This is a genomic window from Pseudomonas guariconensis, assembly GCF_040822035.1.
Classification (GTDB): domain Bacteria; phylum Pseudomonadota; class Gammaproteobacteria; order Pseudomonadales; family Pseudomonadaceae; genus Aquipseudomonas; species Aquipseudomonas guariconensis.
On the sequence record NZ_CP162012.1, the window covers coordinates 1,250,007 to 1,265,968 of the forward strand.

The 15,962-nt window shown below is 61.9% G+C and carries 16 protein-coding genes; 14 read left to right on the top strand and 2 right to left on the bottom strand.

Annotated features, from left to right (window positions below; all coding sequences use genetic code 11):
- Window positions 1-94 precede the first annotated feature (94 nt).
- The 6 genes from tilS to ispD all read left to right on the top strand — a co-directional run bounded on the left by tilS (window position 95) and on the right by ispD (window position 6,719).
- A complete protein-coding gene (gene tilS, locus AB1N67_RS05610; protein WP_090346085.1) occupies window positions 95-1,390 on the top strand; it encodes a tRNA lysidine(34) synthetase TilS in 1,296 nt (431 codons plus the stop codon).
- Window positions 1,391-1,659: 269 nt separating this feature from the next.
- A complete protein-coding gene (locus tag AB1N67_RS05615) occupies window positions 1,660-3,288 on the top strand; it encodes a CTP synthase (protein ID WP_043208837.1) in 1,629 nt (542 codons plus the stop codon).
- A 3-nt stretch (window positions 3,289-3,291) separates the two neighbouring features.
- Entirely contained in the window at window positions 3,292-4,137 is an 846-nt protein-coding gene (gene kdsA / locus AB1N67_RS05620) for a 3-deoxy-8-phosphooctulonate synthase (protein ID WP_043208834.1), read from the top strand.
- A 149-nt stretch (window positions 4,138-4,286) separates the two neighbouring features.
- On the top strand, window positions 4,287-5,576 hold the full coding sequence (gene eno / locus AB1N67_RS05625; RefSeq protein ID WP_043208831.1) for a phosphopyruvate hydratase: 1,290 nt from the start codon (window positions 4,287-4,289) through the stop codon (window positions 5,574-5,576).
- Between the two features lie 157 nt (window positions 5,577-5,733).
- Complete coding sequence (gene ftsB / locus AB1N67_RS05630; protein ID WP_043208829.1) at window positions 5,734-6,015, top strand: cell division protein FtsB; 282 nt, start codon at window positions 5,734-5,736, stop codon at window positions 6,013-6,015.
- Window positions 6,012-6,719: a 2-C-methyl-D-erythritol 4-phosphate cytidylyltransferase gene (ispD, locus tag AB1N67_RS05635; protein ID WP_102082223.1), complete on the top strand. Its 708-nt coding sequence runs from the start codon at window positions 6,012-6,014 to the stop codon at window positions 6,717-6,719. The genes ftsB and ispD overlap by 4 nt, the downstream gene beginning before the upstream one ends.
- A 60-nt stretch (window positions 6,720-6,779) precedes the next feature.
- Here ispD and AB1N67_RS05640 read toward each other — a convergent pair whose 3' ends face one another.
- Window positions 6,780-7,676 carry a LysR substrate-binding domain-containing protein gene (locus AB1N67_RS05640; RefSeq protein ID WP_043208825.1) on the bottom strand — a complete coding sequence of 299 codons (897 nt, stop codon included), beginning with the start codon at window positions 7,674-7,676 and terminating at the stop codon, window positions 6,780-6,782.
- A gap of 108 nt (window positions 7,677-7,784) precedes the next feature.
- Between AB1N67_RS05640 and AB1N67_RS05645 the strand changes: the two genes are divergently transcribed.
- From AB1N67_RS05645 to rpoS, 8 genes are all read left to right on the top strand, one after another.
- Window positions 7,785-8,897 carry an S-(hydroxymethyl)glutathione dehydrogenase/class III alcohol dehydrogenase gene (locus tag AB1N67_RS05645; RefSeq protein ID WP_043208823.1) on the top strand — a complete coding sequence of 371 codons (1,113 nt, stop codon included), beginning with the start codon at window positions 7,785-7,787 and terminating at the stop codon, window positions 8,895-8,897.
- A 3-nt stretch (window positions 8,898-8,900) separates the two neighbouring features.
- The gene (gene fghA / locus AB1N67_RS05650; RefSeq protein WP_177343691.1) at window positions 8,901-9,761 is read left to right on the top strand and encodes an S-formylglutathione hydrolase; all 861 of its coding nucleotides are present in this window, start codon (window positions 8,901-8,903) and stop codon (window positions 9,759-9,761) included.
- A gap of 124 nt (window positions 9,762-9,885) precedes the next feature.
- Complete coding sequence (ispF, locus tag AB1N67_RS05655) at window positions 9,886-10,359, top strand: 2-C-methyl-D-erythritol 2,4-cyclodiphosphate synthase (RefSeq protein ID WP_043208819.1); 474 nt, start codon at window positions 9,886-9,888, stop codon at window positions 10,357-10,359.
- Window positions 10,356-11,414, top strand: coding sequence for a tRNA pseudouridine(13) synthase TruD (gene truD / locus AB1N67_RS05660; protein ID WP_090346093.1), 1,059 nt, complete (start codon window positions 10,356-10,358; stop codon window positions 11,412-11,414). Before ispF ends, truD begins: the two co-directional genes overlap by 4 nt.
- Window positions 11,402-12,151 carry a 5'/3'-nucleotidase SurE gene (surE, locus tag AB1N67_RS05665; RefSeq protein ID WP_043208815.1) on the top strand — a complete coding sequence of 250 codons (750 nt, stop codon included), beginning with the start codon at window positions 11,402-11,404 and terminating at the stop codon, window positions 12,149-12,151. Before truD ends, surE begins: the two co-directional genes overlap by 13 nt.
- Window positions 12,152-12,189: 38 nt before the next feature.
- Window positions 12,190-12,828 carry a protein-L-isoaspartate(D-aspartate) O-methyltransferase gene (locus AB1N67_RS05670; protein WP_167358117.1) on the top strand — a complete coding sequence of 213 codons (639 nt, stop codon included), beginning with the start codon at window positions 12,190-12,192 and terminating at the stop codon, window positions 12,826-12,828.
- 186 nt (window positions 12,829-13,014) lie between these two features.
- Window positions 13,015-13,875 (top strand): peptidoglycan DD-metalloendopeptidase family protein, encoded by an 861-nt coding sequence (locus tag AB1N67_RS05675; RefSeq protein ID WP_043208810.1) that lies wholly within the window; start codon window positions 13,015-13,017, stop codon window positions 13,873-13,875.
- 109 nt (window positions 13,876-13,984) lie between these two features.
- Window positions 13,985-14,992, top strand: a complete 1,008-nt coding sequence (rpoS, locus tag AB1N67_RS05680; RefSeq protein WP_043208809.1) for an RNA polymerase sigma factor RpoS — start codon at window positions 13,985-13,987, stop codon at window positions 14,990-14,992.
- Between the two features lie 596 nt (window positions 14,993-15,588).
- On the opposite strand, the gene fdxA is transcribed toward rpoS, so the two are convergent.
- Window positions 15,589-15,912: a ferredoxin FdxA gene (gene fdxA / locus AB1N67_RS05685; protein ID WP_043208808.1), complete on the bottom strand. Its 324-nt coding sequence runs from the start codon at window positions 15,910-15,912 to the stop codon at window positions 15,589-15,591.
- Window positions 15,913-15,962: the final 50 nt, after the last annotated feature.

Below are 15,962 nucleotides of genomic sequence, written 5' to 3' on the forward strand. Positions count from 1 at the left end.
CATTGCCCTAGATCGCAGTGCTATTGTGGGAGCGGGTTCACTCGCGAAAGGGGCGCGAAGCATCTGCGATGATCCTCCGTCATGTGAGGTCCTGATGATCAACCTCACCGCTCAACTTTCCCCCTGGCTCAATGCCCCCGCCTGGTACGTCGCTTTCTCCGGCGGCCTCGACTCCACCGTCCTGCTGCAGCTGCTGGCCGATTACGCCCGTCGTCATCGCGCCCCGCCACTGCGCGCCGTGCACATCCATCATGGCCTGCAAGCCGCTGCTGATGATTGGCCGCAACATTGCCAGTCGATCTGTGATGGGCTGGGTCTCGAGCTCCAGGTCATCCATGTTCAGGTCACGCCCGGTGCCAGCCTGGAACAGGCGGCCCGGGATGCCCGCTATGCCGCATTCGCGCAAGTGCTCGGGGCTGGGGAGGTGCTGTTCACAGGTCAGCACCGCGAGGACCAGGCCGAGACCTTGCTCTTTCGTCTGTTGCGCGGTGCCGGACTGCGCGGGCTGGCGGCCATGCCGGCAGCACGCCCCCTGGGGCAGGGGTGGCTGGCCCGGCCCCTGCTGGCGGTCGGGCGGGCGCAGTTGCTCGCGCAGGCCAATGCACAGGGGCTTTGCTGGATCGAGGATCCCTCCAACGCCAATACCACCTATGCCCGAAACTACCTGCGCGGCGAGGTATTCCCTGTGCTGAATCATCGTTGGCCTCAGGCCGCGAGCAATCTTGCCCGCAGTGCTGGGCATTTGGGCGAGGCCCTGGGCTTGCTGGACGAGCTGGCGGCAGATGATCTGGCGGGAGCCGCACAAGGGGCACCGTTTGCCTGGCTCGGCCTGGACTCTCTCGATCTGGCCGCGCTTGAGGCATTATCGCCAGCGCGCCAGCGAAATGCCCTGCAATATTGGTTGAGCCGTCGGACTCGGTTACCCGACGCCCGTCATTGGGCCGGCTGGGACAGCCTGCGTGACGCAGTCGTCGATGCCCAGCCGGTGTGGCGGCTGGGCGATGGTGAGTTGCAGCGCAGTCATGGGCGCATCTGGTGGTTGAAGGGTCAATGGCTGGTGCCGGTCCAGGGCGTTCTGGCCTGGGCGGACCCAAGCGTGCCTCTGACGTTACCCGGTAATGGTTGCGTGTCCGTGCAGGGTGATTGTCCGCCAGGTGAGGTGCAGGTGCGCTACCGTCAGGGCGGCGAGATGCTCGAGGTGCCAGGACGGGGCCGTCGTGACCTCAAGCGCTTGCTGAACGAGCTGCAAGTCCCGCATTTCGTGCGCTCGCGTTTACCACTGCTGTGGCAGGGCGAGCGCCTGCTGGCAGTGGCCAACCTGCCGCTGGCAGGGCAGGGCGGTATCCAGTTGCATTGGCGGCCGCCGACGAGCGTGCAAGGTTTGAGCTGAAGGGTACATTCCGGTAGACTACCCTCCCTTCTTGATACAGCTTCTGTGGGTTCCTCGAAAACACAGCAGTTGCCGATTACCAAGCAGTTTTTTGCTGGGCTGATTCTTAAAATGACGAGCGAGCTCCATGCCGGGGATATCCCTGGTTTGTACAGACGCGGCAGTTGTTCGAGATGCACTGTGATTGACGCAGGTGATCGGGGGCTTCGGCCTTCCTTCGCTTTCTCCGGCGGCGCTGACCGCTTTAACGCAGACTTCTAGGGTTTTTCATGACGCGCTACATATTCGTCACGGGCGGTGTTGTTTCTTCATTGGGGAAAGGCATTGCCTCGGCTTCCTTGGCGGCCATCCTGGAGGCGCGGGGGCTCAAGGTCACCATGCTCAAGCTGGATCCGTACATCAACGTCGACCCCGGCACCATGAGCCCGTTCCAGCATGGTGAAGTGTTCGTCACCCACGATGGCGCCGAGACCGACCTCGACCTGGGCCACTACGAGCGGTTCATCCGCACCACCATGACCCAGAACAACAACTTCACCACCGGCCGTATCTACGAGCATGTGCTGCGCAAGGAGCGCCGTGGCGACTACCTGGGCGCGACCATCCAGGTCATCCCGCACATCACCGACGAGATCAAGCGTCGCATCATCAAGGGCGCCGGCGATGCCGACGTTGCCCTGGTCGAGATCGGTGGCACCGTCGGTGACATCGAGTCGCAGCCGTTCCTCGAGGCGATCCGCCAGCTGCGCGTCGAAGTGGGTTCCAAGCGCGCCATGCTGATGCACCTGACCCTGGTTCCTTACATCGCCACTGCCGGCGAGACCAAGACCAAACCGACCCAGCATTCGGTCAAGGAACTGCGCTCCATCGGCCTGCAGCCGGACGTGCTGATCTGCCGTTCCGACCACCCGGTCGACGCGTCGTCGCGCCGCAAGATCGCCCTGTTCACCAACGTCGAAGAGCGTGCGGTGATCTCTCTGCAAGACGTCGATACCATCTACAAGATCCCAGGTGTATTGCATGCCCAGGGCCTGGACGACTTCGTCGTCGAGCGCTTCGGCCTGCAGTGCAGCAGCGCCGATTTGTCCGAGTGGGACCAGGTCGTCGATGCCAAGCTGAACCCTGAGCATGAAGTCACCATCGCCATGGTCGGCAAGTACATGGAACTGCTGGATGCGTACAAGTCGCTGATCGAGGCCATGAGCCACGCGGGCATCAAGAACCGCACCAAGGTCAACCTGCGCTACATCGACTCCGAAGACATCGAGAACCAGGGCACCAGCCTGCTCGAAGGCGCCGATGCCATACTCGTCCCGGGCGGTTTCGGTCTGCGCGGCGTCGAAGGCAAGATCACCGCTGTCCAGTACGCGCGCGAAAACAAGGTGCCGTACCTGGGCATCTGTCTGGGCATGCAGGTCGCGGTCATCGAGTTCGCACGTAACGTGATGGGCTGGAAAGACGCGAACTCCACCGAGTTCGACCGCAACAGCGGCCACCCGGTCGTCGGCCTGATCACCGAATGGGCCGATGCCACCGGCGCGGTCGAGACCCGTTCCGAAGCTTCCGACCTGGGCGGCACCATGCGCCTGGGTGCTCAGGACTGCCAGCTGGCGGCCGGCTCCAAGGTCCATGACTGCTATGGCAAGGATGTGATCACCGAGCGTCACCGCCACCGCTACGAAGTGAACAACAACCTGCTGCCACAGCTGGTCGAGGCAGGCTTGGTGGTATCCGGTCGTTCCGAGGACGGTGCGCTGGTTGAAGTGGTCGAGTCCAAGGACCACCCATGGTTCGTCGCTTGCCAGTTCCACCCCGAGTTCACCTCGACCCCACGTGACGGCCACCCGCTGTTCAGTGGTTTCGTCAAGGCGGCCCTGGCCCAGAAGAACAAGGCCTGATCCATGACCCAGAAGATCATTCGCGTCGGTAGCATCGAGATCGCCAACGACAAGCCGTTCGTCCTGTTCGGCGGCATGAACGTCCTGGAGTCCCGTGACCTGGCCCTGAAGGTCTGCGAAGCCTACGTGCGGGTCACCGAGAAGCTCGGTATCCCTTACGTGTTCAAGGCCAGCTTCGACAAGGCCAACCGTTCGTCGATCAACTCCTATCGTGGTCCGGGCATGGAAGAAGGGCTGAAGATCTTCGAAGAGATCAAGCAGACCTTCAAGGTGCCGGTGATCACCGACGTGCACGAGCCCTACCAAGCCGAGCCCGTCGCCAAGGTGTGCGACATCATCCAGCTGCCAGCCTTCCTGTCGCGCCAGACCGACCTGGTCGTGGCGATGGCCAAGACCGGCGCCGTGATCAACATCAAGAAGGCTCAGTTCCTCGCGCCTCAGGAAATGAAGCACATCCTGACCAAGTGCGAAGAAGCCGGTAACGACCAGTTGATCCTCTGCGAGCGTGGTTCGAGCTTCGGCTACAACAACCTCGTCGTGGACATGCTCGGCTTCGGCATCATGAAGCAGTTCGAGTATCCGGTGTTCTTCGATGTGACCCATGCCCTGCAGATGCCGGGCGGTCGCTCCGATTCCGCCGGTGGTCGTCGCGCCCAGGTCACCGACCTGGCCAAGGCCGGCATGAGCCAAGGCTTGGCCGGGCTGTTCCTGGAAGCCCACCCGGACCCGGACAACGCCAAGTGCGATGGTCCTTGCGCCCTGCGCCTGGACAAGCTGGAGCCGTTCCTGGCCCAGCTCAAGCAACTGGACGACCTGGTGAAAAGTTTTCCGACGGTAGAGACCGCGTAAAGCTCATTTCTCCGGTAAAGTACCGCCCTCACCCCTGACCGAACGGTCAGGGGTCGCCTTCGCCAGGCCTGCCCGTTTCCGAACTGCCTGGCGAACGCCCAGATTTCCTTAGCTGCGTTGTTTTCGTCAATTCTGGAGTGCTTACAACAATGGCAAAAATCGTCGACATCAAAGGTCGTGAAGTTCTCGATTCGCGTGGCAACCCCACCGTGGAAGCCGATGTTCTGCTCGACAACGGCATCATCGGCAGCGCCTGCGCGCCGTCCGGTGCTTCCACCGGCTCGCGTGAAGCGCTGGAGCTGCGTGATGGCGACAAGAGCCGTTACCTGGGCAAGGGCGTGCTGAAGGCTGTTGCCAACATCAACGGCCCGATCCGCGACCTGCTGCTGGGCAAGGACCCGGCCGACCAGAAGGCCCTGGACCGCGCCATGATCGAACTGGACGGTACCGAGAACAAGGCCAAGCTGGGCGCCAACGCCATCCTGGCCGTCTCCCTGGCTGCCGCCAAGGCTGCTGCCCAGGATCAGGACCTGCCGCTGTACGCACACATCGCCAACCTCAATGGCACCCCAGGCCAGTACTCCATGCCGGTTCCGATGATGAACATCATCAACGGCGGCGAGCACGCCGACAACAACGTCGACATCCAGGAGTTCATGGTTCAGCCGGTTGGCGCCAAGACCTTCTCCGATGCCCTGCGCATGGGTACCGAAATCTTCCACCACCTCAAAGCCGTGCTCAAGGCTCGTGGCCTGAACACCGCTGTGGGTGACGAAGGTGGTTTCGCGCCAAACCTGACCTCCAACGAAGACGCCCTGGGCGCCATCGCCGAGGCAGTCGAGAAGGCCGGCTACAAGCTGGGCACCGACGTGACCCTGGCCTTGGACTGCGCGGCTTCCGAGTTCTACGAAGACGGCAAGTACAACCTGTCTGGCGAAGGCAAGTCGTTCGATGCCGAAGGCTTTGCCGATTACCTCAAGGGCTTGACCGAGCGCTTCCCGATCATCTCGATCGAAGATGGCCTGGACGAGTCCGACTGGGCTGGCTGGAAGATCCTCACCGACAAGATCGGTGCCAAGGTACAGCTGGTCGGCGACGACCTGTTCGTGACCAACACCAAGATCCTCAAGGAAGGCATCGAGAAGGGCATCGGTAACTCGATCCTGATCAAGTTCAACCAGATCGGCTCGCTGACCGAAACCCTGGAAGCCATCCAGATGGCCAAGGCTGCCGGCTACACCGCGGTCATCTCCCACCGTTCGGGTGAAACCGAGGACTCCACCATCGCCGATCTGGCCGTCGGTACCGCTGCTGGCCAGATCAAGACCGGTTCGCTGTGCCGTTCCGACCGCGTCTCGAAGTACAACCAGCTGCTGCGTATCGAAGAGCAACTGGGCGCCAAGGCCGTGTACCGCGGTCGTGCCGAGTTTCGCGGCTGAGCAAGAGATGGTAAAAAGGCAGCAGCCGAGGCCGTCTGAACGTTCGTACTGAGCTGTCAGACGCCTCTTACGGGTTTCTGTCGACGAAGCCTGGCCTCGGCCAGGCTTCGTGCTATTGGAAGCTCGCTGCGGCGGCCTTTTACCTCTGGATATCTTGATGCGCAGTCCCTATTGGTTGTTTCTCGTCCTGCTCCTGCTGCTCGGCGGCCTGCAGTACCGCCTTTGGGTGGGTAACGGCAGCCTGGCGCAAGTGGCCGAGCTCAAGCAGCAGATCGCCGAACAGCATGCCGAGAACGAGCGGCTGCTCGAGCGTAATCGCGTGCTGGATGCTGAAGTTCTGGAGTTGAAAAAAGGTATGGAGACCGTCGAAGAGCGGGCTCGTCACGAATTGGGGATGGTCAAGGAGGGTGAAACCCTCTACCAGTTGCCGCAGAAATGACGCAGACGCTACCGGCTTTCTGGGCCGTGATTCCCGCCGCGGGCGTCGGTGCCCGCATGGCTGCCGATCGTCCCAAGCAGTATCTGCAATTGGGCGGGCAGACCCTTCTCGAGCATAGCCTCGACTGTTTTCTCGGCCACCCCTCGCTCAAGGGCGTGGTGGTCAGCATTGCCGCCGATGATCCCTACTGGCCTGGCCTACGCTGTGCCAACGACCCACGCATACAGCGTGCGGCCGGGGGGCGTGAGCGGGCCGACTCGGTGCTCAATGCACTATTGCTTTTGCATGCCCAAGGGGCGGCGGACAGCGACTGGGTGCTGGTGCATGACGCGGCGCGACCGAACCTGGCACGCAGTGATCTGGATCGGTTGCTGTCGGAGTTGGCCGACGATCCTGTCGGAGGTTTACTTGCGGTGCCTGCTCGCGACACGCTCAAGCGTGCCGATGCCAATGGACGGGTCAGTGCCACGGTGGATCGCAGCACCATCTGGCAGGCCTACACGCCGCAGATGTTCCGCCTGGGGGCCTTGCACCGGGCCCTGGCCGAATGCCTGGTCTCCGATGTGGTGGTCACGGACGAGGCCTCGGCCATCGAATGGTCCGGTCAGGCGCCGCGCTTGATTGAAGGGCGCAGCGACAACATAAAAGTCACCCGCCCGGAAGACTTGGAATGGTTGCGCCAGCGCTGGGCCGCCCGTCGCTGAAACCGAACGCCTGCGTCCACCTCTTCGCAAGTGCCCCCGGCGAAGAGGTCATCGGAATCCTCAGTTTTGCCGATACTCTGGCAGCCCCGCCAGCCCTTCCTTCAGAAAGTCCACCAGCCGCCGCACTTTCGGTGACAAGTGCCTTTGCTGCGGGTACAGCGCCCACACAGCCGTGTTCGGTGGCTGGTGCGCTTCGAGCAGCGATACCAGCGCACCGCTGTTGAGGTGCTCAAGTACGTAATAGTCCGGCAACTGGCACAACCCCATGCCCAACAATGCTGCATCCAGCACTGCCTGCCCGCTGTTGCAGCGCCAGTTGCCCTGCACCCGCTGACTCAACTCCCGCCCATCCTGCTGCAATACCCAGAGGTCGGAACTGCCGATCAGGCAGTTGTGCCGAGTCAGTTCCGACAGGCTGTGGGGGCGACCATAGCGCTCAAGGTAGGCGGGGGAGGCGCACAGGTACATGCGCCGGGGAGCCAAGCGCGTAGCCACCAGGCGTGAGTCCTGCAGACGCCCGAGGCGTATCGCCAGGTCCATTCCCTCATGCACCAAGTCCAAGGTGCGGTTGCTCAGTTCCACCTCAACGCGCAGTTGCGGATACAGGGCCATGAAGCGCGTCACTAGGGGGACGATGAAGCGTTCTCCATAAGCCACCGCGCAGGTCATGCGCAACAGCCCTTTGGGCTCGCTGGCAAGGTCGCCCATGGCGCGCAGGGCTTCTTCGCGTCCGTCCTGCAAGCGCTGGCAATGTTGCAGGAAGGTCTGCCCTGCCTCGCTCAGGGTCACCCGGCGGGTACTGCGGTACAGAAGCCGTGTCTGCAAGCGCTCTTCCAGACGAGCGATTTGTCGGCTGATGTGCGAGGACGAAACACCCAGACGTTCGGCGGCGGCGGTGAACTGGCCTGACTCGGCCACCGCGACGAATTCGTCGATGCCTTCCCAGCGACTGCTCATTGATTATCCCTGCATGGCAATAATGTTTTTACTTGCGCCGGATTATTCATCAAAAGTGCTTGAATTACACTGAGCCGAAGCAATCATCCCTTGTCTGGAGTTCCGTTGATGATCAAGTCCCGCGCCGCTGTTGCCTTCGAGGCCAAGAAACCCCTGGAAATCGTCGAAGTCGACGTGGCCATGCCCAAAGCGGGTGAAGTGCTCCTGCGTGTGGTGGCGAGCGGTGTCTGCCATACCGATGCCTACACCCTGTCGGGCGCCGACCCGGAAGGTATCTTCCCCTCGATCCTGGGCCACGAGGGCGGTGCGATCGTCGAAGCCGTGGGCGAGGGTGTCACCTCGGTCGCTGTCGGCGACCACGTGATCCCGCTGTACACCCCCGAATGCGGCCAGTGCAAATTCTGCCGCTCGGGCAAGACCAACCTGTGCCAGGCCATCCGCGCCACTCAGGGCAAGGGCCTGATGCCGGACGGCACCACCCGTTTTTCCTATAAAGGCCAGCAACTGTTCCACTACATGGGCACCTCGACGTTCTCCGAGTACACCGTGTTGCCGGAAATCTCCGTGGCCAAGATCGCCAAGGATGCGCCGCTGGAGAAGGTCTGCCTGCTCGGATGCGGTGTCACCACCGGTATCGGTGCCGTGCTCAACACCGCTAAGGTCAAGGCTGGCGACACCGTCGCCATCTTCGGTCTGGGCGGCATCGGTCTGTCGGCGATCATCGGTGCGGTGAAGGCCAAGGCTTCGCGCATCATCGCCGTGGACATCAACCCGGCCAAGTTCGAGATCGCTCGCCAGCTTGGCGCCACCGACTGCGTGAACCCGAAGGACTATGACCGTCCGATCCAAGAAGTCATCGTCGATCTCACCGACGGTGGTGTGGACTACTCCTTCGAATGCGTAGGCAACGTCCAGCTGATGCGTGCGGCGCTGGAGTGCTGCCACAAAGGTTGGGGTGAGTCGGTGATCATCGGTGTCGCCGGCGCCGGGCAGGAAATCTCCACCCGTCCGTTCCAGCTGGTGACCGGACGAGTCTGGCGTGGTTCGGCATTCGGCGGTGTGCGTGGTCGCAGCGAGCTGCCAAGCTACGTGGAAATGTCGCAGAAAGGCGAGATCCCGCTGGATACCTTCATCACCCACACCATGGGCCTGGAGGACATCAACAAAGCCTTCGACCTGATGCATGAAGGCAAGAGCATCCGCAGCGTGATCCATTTCTGAGGTTTGCCCATGAGCCTGGAAAACATCTCCTGCCAGAAAAGCTTCGGCGGCTGGCACAAGCGCTACCGGCACGCCTCCAAGGTCCTGGGTTGCGACATGGTGTTCGCCGTCTACCTGCCGCCGCAGGCCGAGCAGGGCGAGAAACTGCCGGTGTTGTACTGGCTCAGTGGCCTGACGTGCACGGACGAGAACTTCATGCAAAAGGCCGGCGCCCAGCGCCTGGCCGCAGAGCTTGGCCTGATCATCGTTGCCCCCGACACCAGCCCGCGCGGCGAGCAGGTGCCGGGTGACCCGGATGGCGCCTGGGACTTTGGTCTGGGCGCAGGTTTCTACCTCAACGCCACCCAGCAGCCCTGGGCTCAGCACTACCGCATGCACGACTACGTGGTGCAGGAGCTGCCCGCCTTGGTCGAGGCGCATTTTCCGGCCTCCGACCTGCGCAGTATCAGCGGCCACTCCATGGGTGGGCACGGTGCCTTGGTTTGCGCCCTGCGCAACCCTGGGCGCTATCGCTCGGTGTCGGCCTTTTCGCCGATCAGCAATCCGATGGATTGCCCGTGGGGTGAAAAGGCTTTCTCCCGTTACCTGGGGGACGACCGGGCGCGCTGGCGCGAGTGGGATGCCAGCGTACTGCTGGCCGAGACAGCCGCCGGGCAATGCCCGCCGCTGCTGATCGACCAGGGTGACCGGGATGACTTTCTCGAGAAGCAGCTCAAGCCCCAGGCGCTGGAGCAGGCGGCGCGCAAGGGAGGGCATGAGCTGACGCTGCGTTTGCAGCCTGGCTATGACCACAGCTACTACTTCATCGCCAGCTTCATCGATGAACACCTGCGCCATCACGCGGTGGCGTTGGGCAGGGTCTGATCCAGGGGCTTCTTTGCGGCCGCTTCGCACCAGCAGGGTCGCTGCGGTAAAGGGGCTGCAAAGCAGCCCCAATATCCAGCAAAGCAGGTAGAATCCAGCCCTGACTCATTCAGGGCTTTTTCTTATGCGTATTGGCCACGGCTACGATGTCCACCGTTTCGGCGACGGTGATTTCATTACCCTGGGCGGGGTGCGTATACCCCACAAATACGGCCTGCTGGCCCATTCCGACGGCGATGTGCTGCTGCATGCGCTCAGCGATGCCCTGCTTGGCGCTGCGGCGTTGGGCGACATCGGCAAGCATTTCCCCGATACCGACCCTCAGTTCAAAGGGGCCGACAGCCGGGCGCTGCTGCGCCATGTGGTCGGCATCGTTCAGGCCAAGGGCTGGAAGGTCGGCAACGTCGACACCACCATCGTCGCCCAGGCACCCAAGATGGCACCGCATATCCCGACCATGCGCCAGTTGATCGCCGAAGACCTGCAGGTCGAACTCGACCAAGTCAACGTCAAGGCCACCACCACCGAGAAGCTGGGTTTCACCGGCCGTGAGGAGGGCATCGCCGTGCATGCGGTGGCCCTGTTGCTGCCAGCATGACCGAACTGGAACTGCTGGGCCCACGGGCCTGGGGGGGCTCCTTGGGCCAGGCGGTGCTCAAGGCAGTGGCTGAGGACTTTCAGGTCGACGAAGTGCTGGACATTCCACTCTCTGGCCAGGGCGAGCACCTCTGGCTGTGGGTCGAAAAACGTGACCTGAACACCGAGGAAGCGGCCCGTCGCCTGGCGCGTGCCGCCGGCGTGCCGGTTCGCTCAATCAGCTATGCCGGCCTCAAGGACCGACAGGCCCTGACCCGTCAGTGGTTCAGTCTGCACCTGCCGGGCAAGGCCGACCCTGACCTGTCCCGTGCCGAAGATGCAAGCCTGCGCGTACTCAAGCAGGTGCGTCACCAGCGCAAGCTCCAGCGCGGGGCCCATTCGGCTAACGGCTTCACCTTGCGCCTCACGGCCCTTGCGGCCGATCACCAAGCCCTCGATGCGCGCCTGGAACAACTCAAGCAGCACGGGGTACCCAACTACTTCGGCAGCCAACGGTTCGGCCACGAGGGCGGCAACGTGCATGACGCCCGCCAGTGGGCCGAGCGAAACGCGTTGCCGGAGCAGCGCAATGTCCGCTCGCGGCTGTTGTCCGCCGCGCGCAGCTACGTGTTCAACCAGGTACTGGCCGCGCGTGTCGCCGATGGCAGCTGGAACACAGCGCAGGTCGGTGATTTGCTGGCCTTCACAGAAAGCCGCAGTTTCTTCCCGGCGGGTGAGCAGGAATGTACCGATCCACGACTGGCGATTCTTGACTTGCATCCCACCGGGCCGCTCTGGGGCGAAGGCGTCTCACCGACCCGCGGCGATACGTCTATGCTGGAAACAGCCATCGGCGATCGGCATCTGGCGCTGTGCCAGTGGTTGGCACGAGCAGGCATGAATCACGAACGACGCATCCTGCGGCTCCCTATTGGCGGGCTGACGTGGCATTATCCCGAGCCTGATATCCTGCAACTGGAATTCGTCCTTCCGGCCGGATGCTTCGCCACCGTGGTGGTGCGCGAGCTCGTCGATCTGGTGCCGGCAGGGCAGACGGACAGCCCATGCGTATTCTGATTTCGAATGACGACGGTGTTACCGCACCCGGCCTTGCCGCGCTGCATGCTGCGCTGGCGGACTACGCCGAGTGCGTGGTGATTGCCCCGGATCAAGACAAAAGCGGTGCGAGCAGTTCACTGACACTGGACCGGCCGCTGCATCCGCAGACCTTGGCCAACGGCTTCATCAGCCTGAACGGCACGCCCACCGACTGCGTGCATTTAGGGCTCAACGGGTTGTTGCCCGAGACGCCCGATATGGTCGTGTCCGGTATCAACCTGGGAGCCAACCTCGGGGATGACGTGCTCTATTCCGGCACGGTCGCCGCGGCACTGGAGGGGCGCTTCCTGGGCGGCACATCGCTGGCGTTCTCGCTGTTGTCGCGCCTGCCGGACAACCTGCCGACCGCGGCCTACATCGCCCGCCGCCTGGTTGAAGCCCAGTCGCGCCTGGAGCTGCCGCCTCGCACCGTGCTCAACGTGAACATCCCAAACCTGCCTCTGGAACACATTCGTGGCATCCAGCTCACCCGGCTCGGCCATCGGGCGCGGGCAGCGGCGCCGACCAAGGTGGTCAACCCGCGTGGCAAGGAAGGCTACTGGATCGCCGTGGCCGGTGACGCCGAGGACGGCGGGCCGGGTACCGACTTTCACGCGGTGATGCAGGGGTACGTGTCGATCACCCCGCTGCAACTGGACCGCACCTTCAACGAAGCCTTCGAGCGTCTCGATGGCTGGGTGGAGGATCTGCTCTGATGCGTGAACAGGACGATCTGCTGCGCCGAGGCATCGGCATGACCTCCCAGCGTACCCGGGAGCGGTTGATCCAGCGTCTGTACGAGGAAGGCGTCTCGAACACCCAAGTGCTCGAGGTCATCCGTCGCACCCCGCGTCATCTGTTTGTCGACGAGGCCTTGGCGCACCGGGCCTACGAGGACACCGCGCTGCCGATCGGGCATAACCAGACCATTTCCCAGCCGTTCATGGTGGCGCACATGAGTGAGCTGCTGCTGGAGGCCGGGCCGTTGGACAAGGTCCTGGAGATCGGCACGGGGTCGGGTTACCAGACCGCCATTCTCGCGCAACTGGTGGAGCGGGTGTTCTCGGTGGAGCGGATCAAGGTCCTGCAGGACCGGGCCAAGGAGCGCCTGGTCGAGCTCAACCTGCGCAACGTGGTGTTTCGTTGGGGCGACGGCTGTGAAGGATGGCCGGCGCTGGCGCCTTACAACGGCATCATCGTGACAGCCGTGGCGCCGGAGGTTCCCCAAGCCTTGCTGGACCAGCTGGCGCCGGGTGGACGCATGGTGATTCCAGTGGGCGCTGCCGGCGAGTCCCAACAGTTGATGTTGATCGTACGCGAGGAACATGGGTTCTCCCGTCGTGTGCTGGGCGCCGTGCGTTTCGTACCGCTGCTCAACGGTCCGGTGGCGTGAGGGCGCGCTGAATATTTGCGTCGTCGACGAATTCTTCAGCCACGAACCTGTCTATCGTGCGGGGTTTCGTCGCGCTTGCCGCGGCACCTGAGCCAGCCACCCAAGCCGGTCTGTCTCGTTTATAATTGCAACAATATTGCATTTCGTATCGTCATATCGTTTTTCGGCACCATGAGGGGAGCGCGGGTGGGTCACACAATCATGCGGCAACGCAAGGATCGGTCGGTTTTCAAGCTTCTGGTGATTGCGCTGGCCATGGCGACATCGCTGGCGGGCTGCTCCAGCACCGGTTCGAGTGGCGCTCGCGTGGTGGATCGCAACAACACCGTGCCCAAGCGCCCGACCGTTACCTCAGGCCAATATGTGGTCAAGCCCGGCGATACCTTGTACTCCATCGCCTTCCGCTACGGTTGGGACTACAAAGAGCTGGCCGCGCGCAACGGCATCGCGGCGCCCTATACCATTCGCCCCGGCCAGCCGATCCGCTTCAGCAGCGGCAGCGGTGGCAGCACCACGGTAGTGTCCAGCCCGTCCTCCTCGAGCAAGACCACGGTCACCCGCCGCCCGGTGGCAAGCACCTCCACGCCGCCTGCCAGCAATGGCGGTAAACCGGTCACCCCACCTGCGACGACGACTGCCCCAGTGATTACCCAGGTACCTGCCGCCGAGCGTTCGGTAGGGGGCTGGAGCTGGCCTGCCAATGGTGTGCTGATTGGAAAATTCGCTTCAAACGGTAGTTTGAATAAAGGCATTGATATCGCCGGTGATTTGGGACAGCCTGTTTTTGCTGCGTCTGGTGGTTCAGTGGTGTATGCCGGAAGTGGCTTGAGGGGCTACGGCGAGCTGATCATCATCAAGCACAACGATACCTACGTCAGTGCCTACGGTCATAACCGCAGGCTTTTGGTTCGGGAGGGGCAGCAGGTCAAGGCAGGGCAGACGATCGCTGAAATGGGGTCCACGGGCACTGATCGGGTGAAGCTGCATTTCGAGATTCGCCGCCAGGGCAAACCCGTCGATCCGCTCCAGTTCTTGCCACGTCGTTGATCTTTGCACCCAGCCTGTTCCTGCTGATGTAGAGGGGACAGGCTCCAGCGCTGCCAGGGAAACAGGTGCCGCTCGAGTCTGAGTTCGAACTCAGCAAAGGACTATAACAATGGCTCTCAGCAAAGAAGTGCCGGAGTTTGACATCGACGATGACCTCCTGTTGATGGAGACGGGCATCGTTTTGGAAACGGATGTGGTGTCAGACGAACCTGCTGTACCTTCGGTTCGGACCAAGGCCAAACAAGGCTCATCGCTCAAACAGCACAAGTACATCGATTACAGCCGGGCGCTCGACGCCACCCAGCTGTATCTCAACGAAATCGGCTTTTCTCCGCTGCTCTCCCCCGAAGAGGAAGTGCATTACGCACGCCTGTCGCAAAAAGGCGATCCGGCTGGCCGTAAGCGCATGATCGAGAGCAACCTGCGCCTGGTGGTCAAGATTGCGCGCCGCTACGTCAATCGTGGCCTGTCGCTACTCGACCTGATCGAAGAGGGCAACCTCGGTCTGATCCGCGCGGTAGAAAAGTTCGATCCGGAGCGCGGTTTCCGTTTCTCGACCTATGCGACCTGGTGGATTCGCCAGACCATCGAACGGGCGATCATGAACCAGACCCGCACCATCCGCCTGCCGATCCACGTGGTCAAGGAGCTCAACGTCTACCTGCGTGCCGCGCGGGAGCTGACCCAGAAGCTCGACCACGAGCCTTCCCCGGAAGAAATCGCCGGGCTTTTGGAAAAACCCGTGGCCGAGGTCAAGCGCATGCTTGGGCTCAACGAGCGTGTCTCTTCGGTGGACGTTTCTCTCGGCCCGGACTCCGACAAGACCCTGCTCGACACGCTGACGGACGATCGCCCGACCGACCCGTGCGAGCTGCTGCAGGACGACGACCTCTCCCAGAGCATCGACCAATGGCTGGGTGAGTTGACCGACAAGCAGCGTGAGGTGGTGGTGCGTCGGTTCGGCTTGCGGGGCCACGAAAGCAGCACCCTTGAGGATGTAGGCCTGGAAATCGGCCTGACCCGAGAGCGCGTGCGGCAGATCCAGGTCGAGGGGCTCAAGCGTCTACGTGAAATCCTTGAAAAGAACGGCCTCTCGAGTGAGTCGCTGTTCCAGTAAGCGCAACCGCAACACAAAACGCCCCGATAATCTCGGGGCGTTTTTGTATCTGAGAGGATTGTTTATTTCGCTACCTACGTTGCTTTGCGTGTAAGAGATCGCTTACTCGTGGTGTAAGACTTCCCCGTAAGGATCAGTAAATCATTGTCGTTTCTAAGCTATCTATTTATGTAAGTATCTGAAAAATAACGCCTTTTTAGGCATTAAAAGATGTGTCAGCTGTAGCGTTTTGAGAGGTTTAGCCCTTGCTCGCCGTGCTGGAGTGGCTAGTATTCGAACTGTGTCGACGGACCGGCACAGCCTTCACGGATGAAGGTCATGGACATCGCAAGATGCGATTCATCAGGATGATGTTTAGGACAAGCAGGGACTACGGAAAAAATGTGGGCGGGTCAAACCGCCCCTTTTTTTTGCCTTGAATTCAATGGCAGAGGCTGCGCTTCATGTGGCGTGCAGGGGCTATCCGCTTGGCCTCGAACGAAGTGGTCCTGTCCCTTGGGCTGCTTTGCAGTCCATCGCCGGCTTTGGCAGTTTGTATGGCGCATTTCCAGAAATGAAAAAGGCCCCGTTTGGGGCCTTTTCGTATCCGGACGCTATCAGCGTTCCAGATCTGCAATCTTGCCAGGCTTGCCATCCCACTCTTCAGCATCAGGGAGGGGATCCTTACGCTCAGTGATGTTCGGCCAGATCTCCGCCAGTTCGGCGTTGAGCTCGATGAAGTTCTCCATGCCGGCAGGCACTTCGTCTTCCGAGAAAATGGCTTGAGCTGGGCATTCCGGTTCGCACAGGGCGCAGTCGATGCACTCGTCCGGGTGGATGACCAGGAAGTTCGGGCCTTCGTAGAAGCAGTCCACCGGACAGACTTCCACGCAGTCGGTGTACTTGCATTTGATGCAGTTGTCGGTGACGACGAAGGTCATTTCTAATTCTCTCCTCAGGCGACGGCGGCGGCCCTTCCTCATCAGGGCCG

Excerpts from the sequence above, each read along its gene's own strand:
- AB1N67_RS05645 (WP_043208823.1), top strand. The coding sequence starts at position 7,785 with ATGATCAAGTCCCGCGCCGCTGTTGCCTTCGAGGCCAAGAAACCCCTG.
- tilS (WP_090346085.1), top strand. The coding sequence starts at position 95 with ATGATCAACCTCACCGCTCAACTTTCCCCCTGGCTCAATGCCCCCGCC.
- surE (WP_043208815.1), top strand. The coding sequence starts at position 11,402 with ATGCGTATTCTGATTTCGAATGACGACGGTGTTACCGCACCCGGCCTT.
- rpoS (WP_043208809.1), top strand. The coding sequence starts at position 13,985 with ATGGCTCTCAGCAAAGAAGTGCCGGAGTTTGACATCGACGATGACCTC.
- ftsB (WP_043208829.1), top strand. The coding sequence starts at position 5,734 with ATGCGCAGTCCCTATTGGTTGTTTCTCGTCCTGCTCCTGCTGCTCGGC.
- eno (WP_043208831.1), top strand. The coding sequence starts at position 4,287 with ATGGCAAAAATCGTCGACATCAAAGGTCGTGAAGTTCTCGATTCGCGT.
- AB1N67_RS05670 (WP_167358117.1), top strand. The coding sequence starts at position 12,190 with ATGACCTCCCAGCGTACCCGGGAGCGGTTGATCCAGCGTCTGTACGAG.
- AB1N67_RS05615 (WP_043208837.1), top strand. The coding sequence starts at position 1,660 with ATGACGCGCTACATATTCGTCACGGGCGGTGTTGTTTCTTCATTGGGG.
- AB1N67_RS05640 (WP_043208825.1), bottom strand. The coding sequence starts at position 7,676 with ATGAGCAGTCGCTGGGAAGGCATCGACGAATTCGTCGCGGTGGCCGAG.
- fdxA (WP_043208808.1), bottom strand. The coding sequence starts at position 15,912 with ATGACCTTCGTCGTCACCGACAACTGCATCAAATGCAAGTACACCGAC.
- kdsA (WP_043208834.1), top strand. The coding sequence starts at position 3,292 with ATGACCCAGAAGATCATTCGCGTCGGTAGCATCGAGATCGCCAACGAC.
- ispD (WP_102082223.1), top strand. The coding sequence starts at position 6,012 with ATGACGCAGACGCTACCGGCTTTCTGGGCCGTGATTCCCGCCGCGGGC.
- truD (WP_090346093.1), top strand. The coding sequence starts at position 10,356 with ATGACCGAACTGGAACTGCTGGGCCCACGGGCCTGGGGGGGCTCCTTG.
- ispF (WP_043208819.1), top strand. The coding sequence starts at position 9,886 with ATGCGTATTGGCCACGGCTACGATGTCCACCGTTTCGGCGACGGTGAT.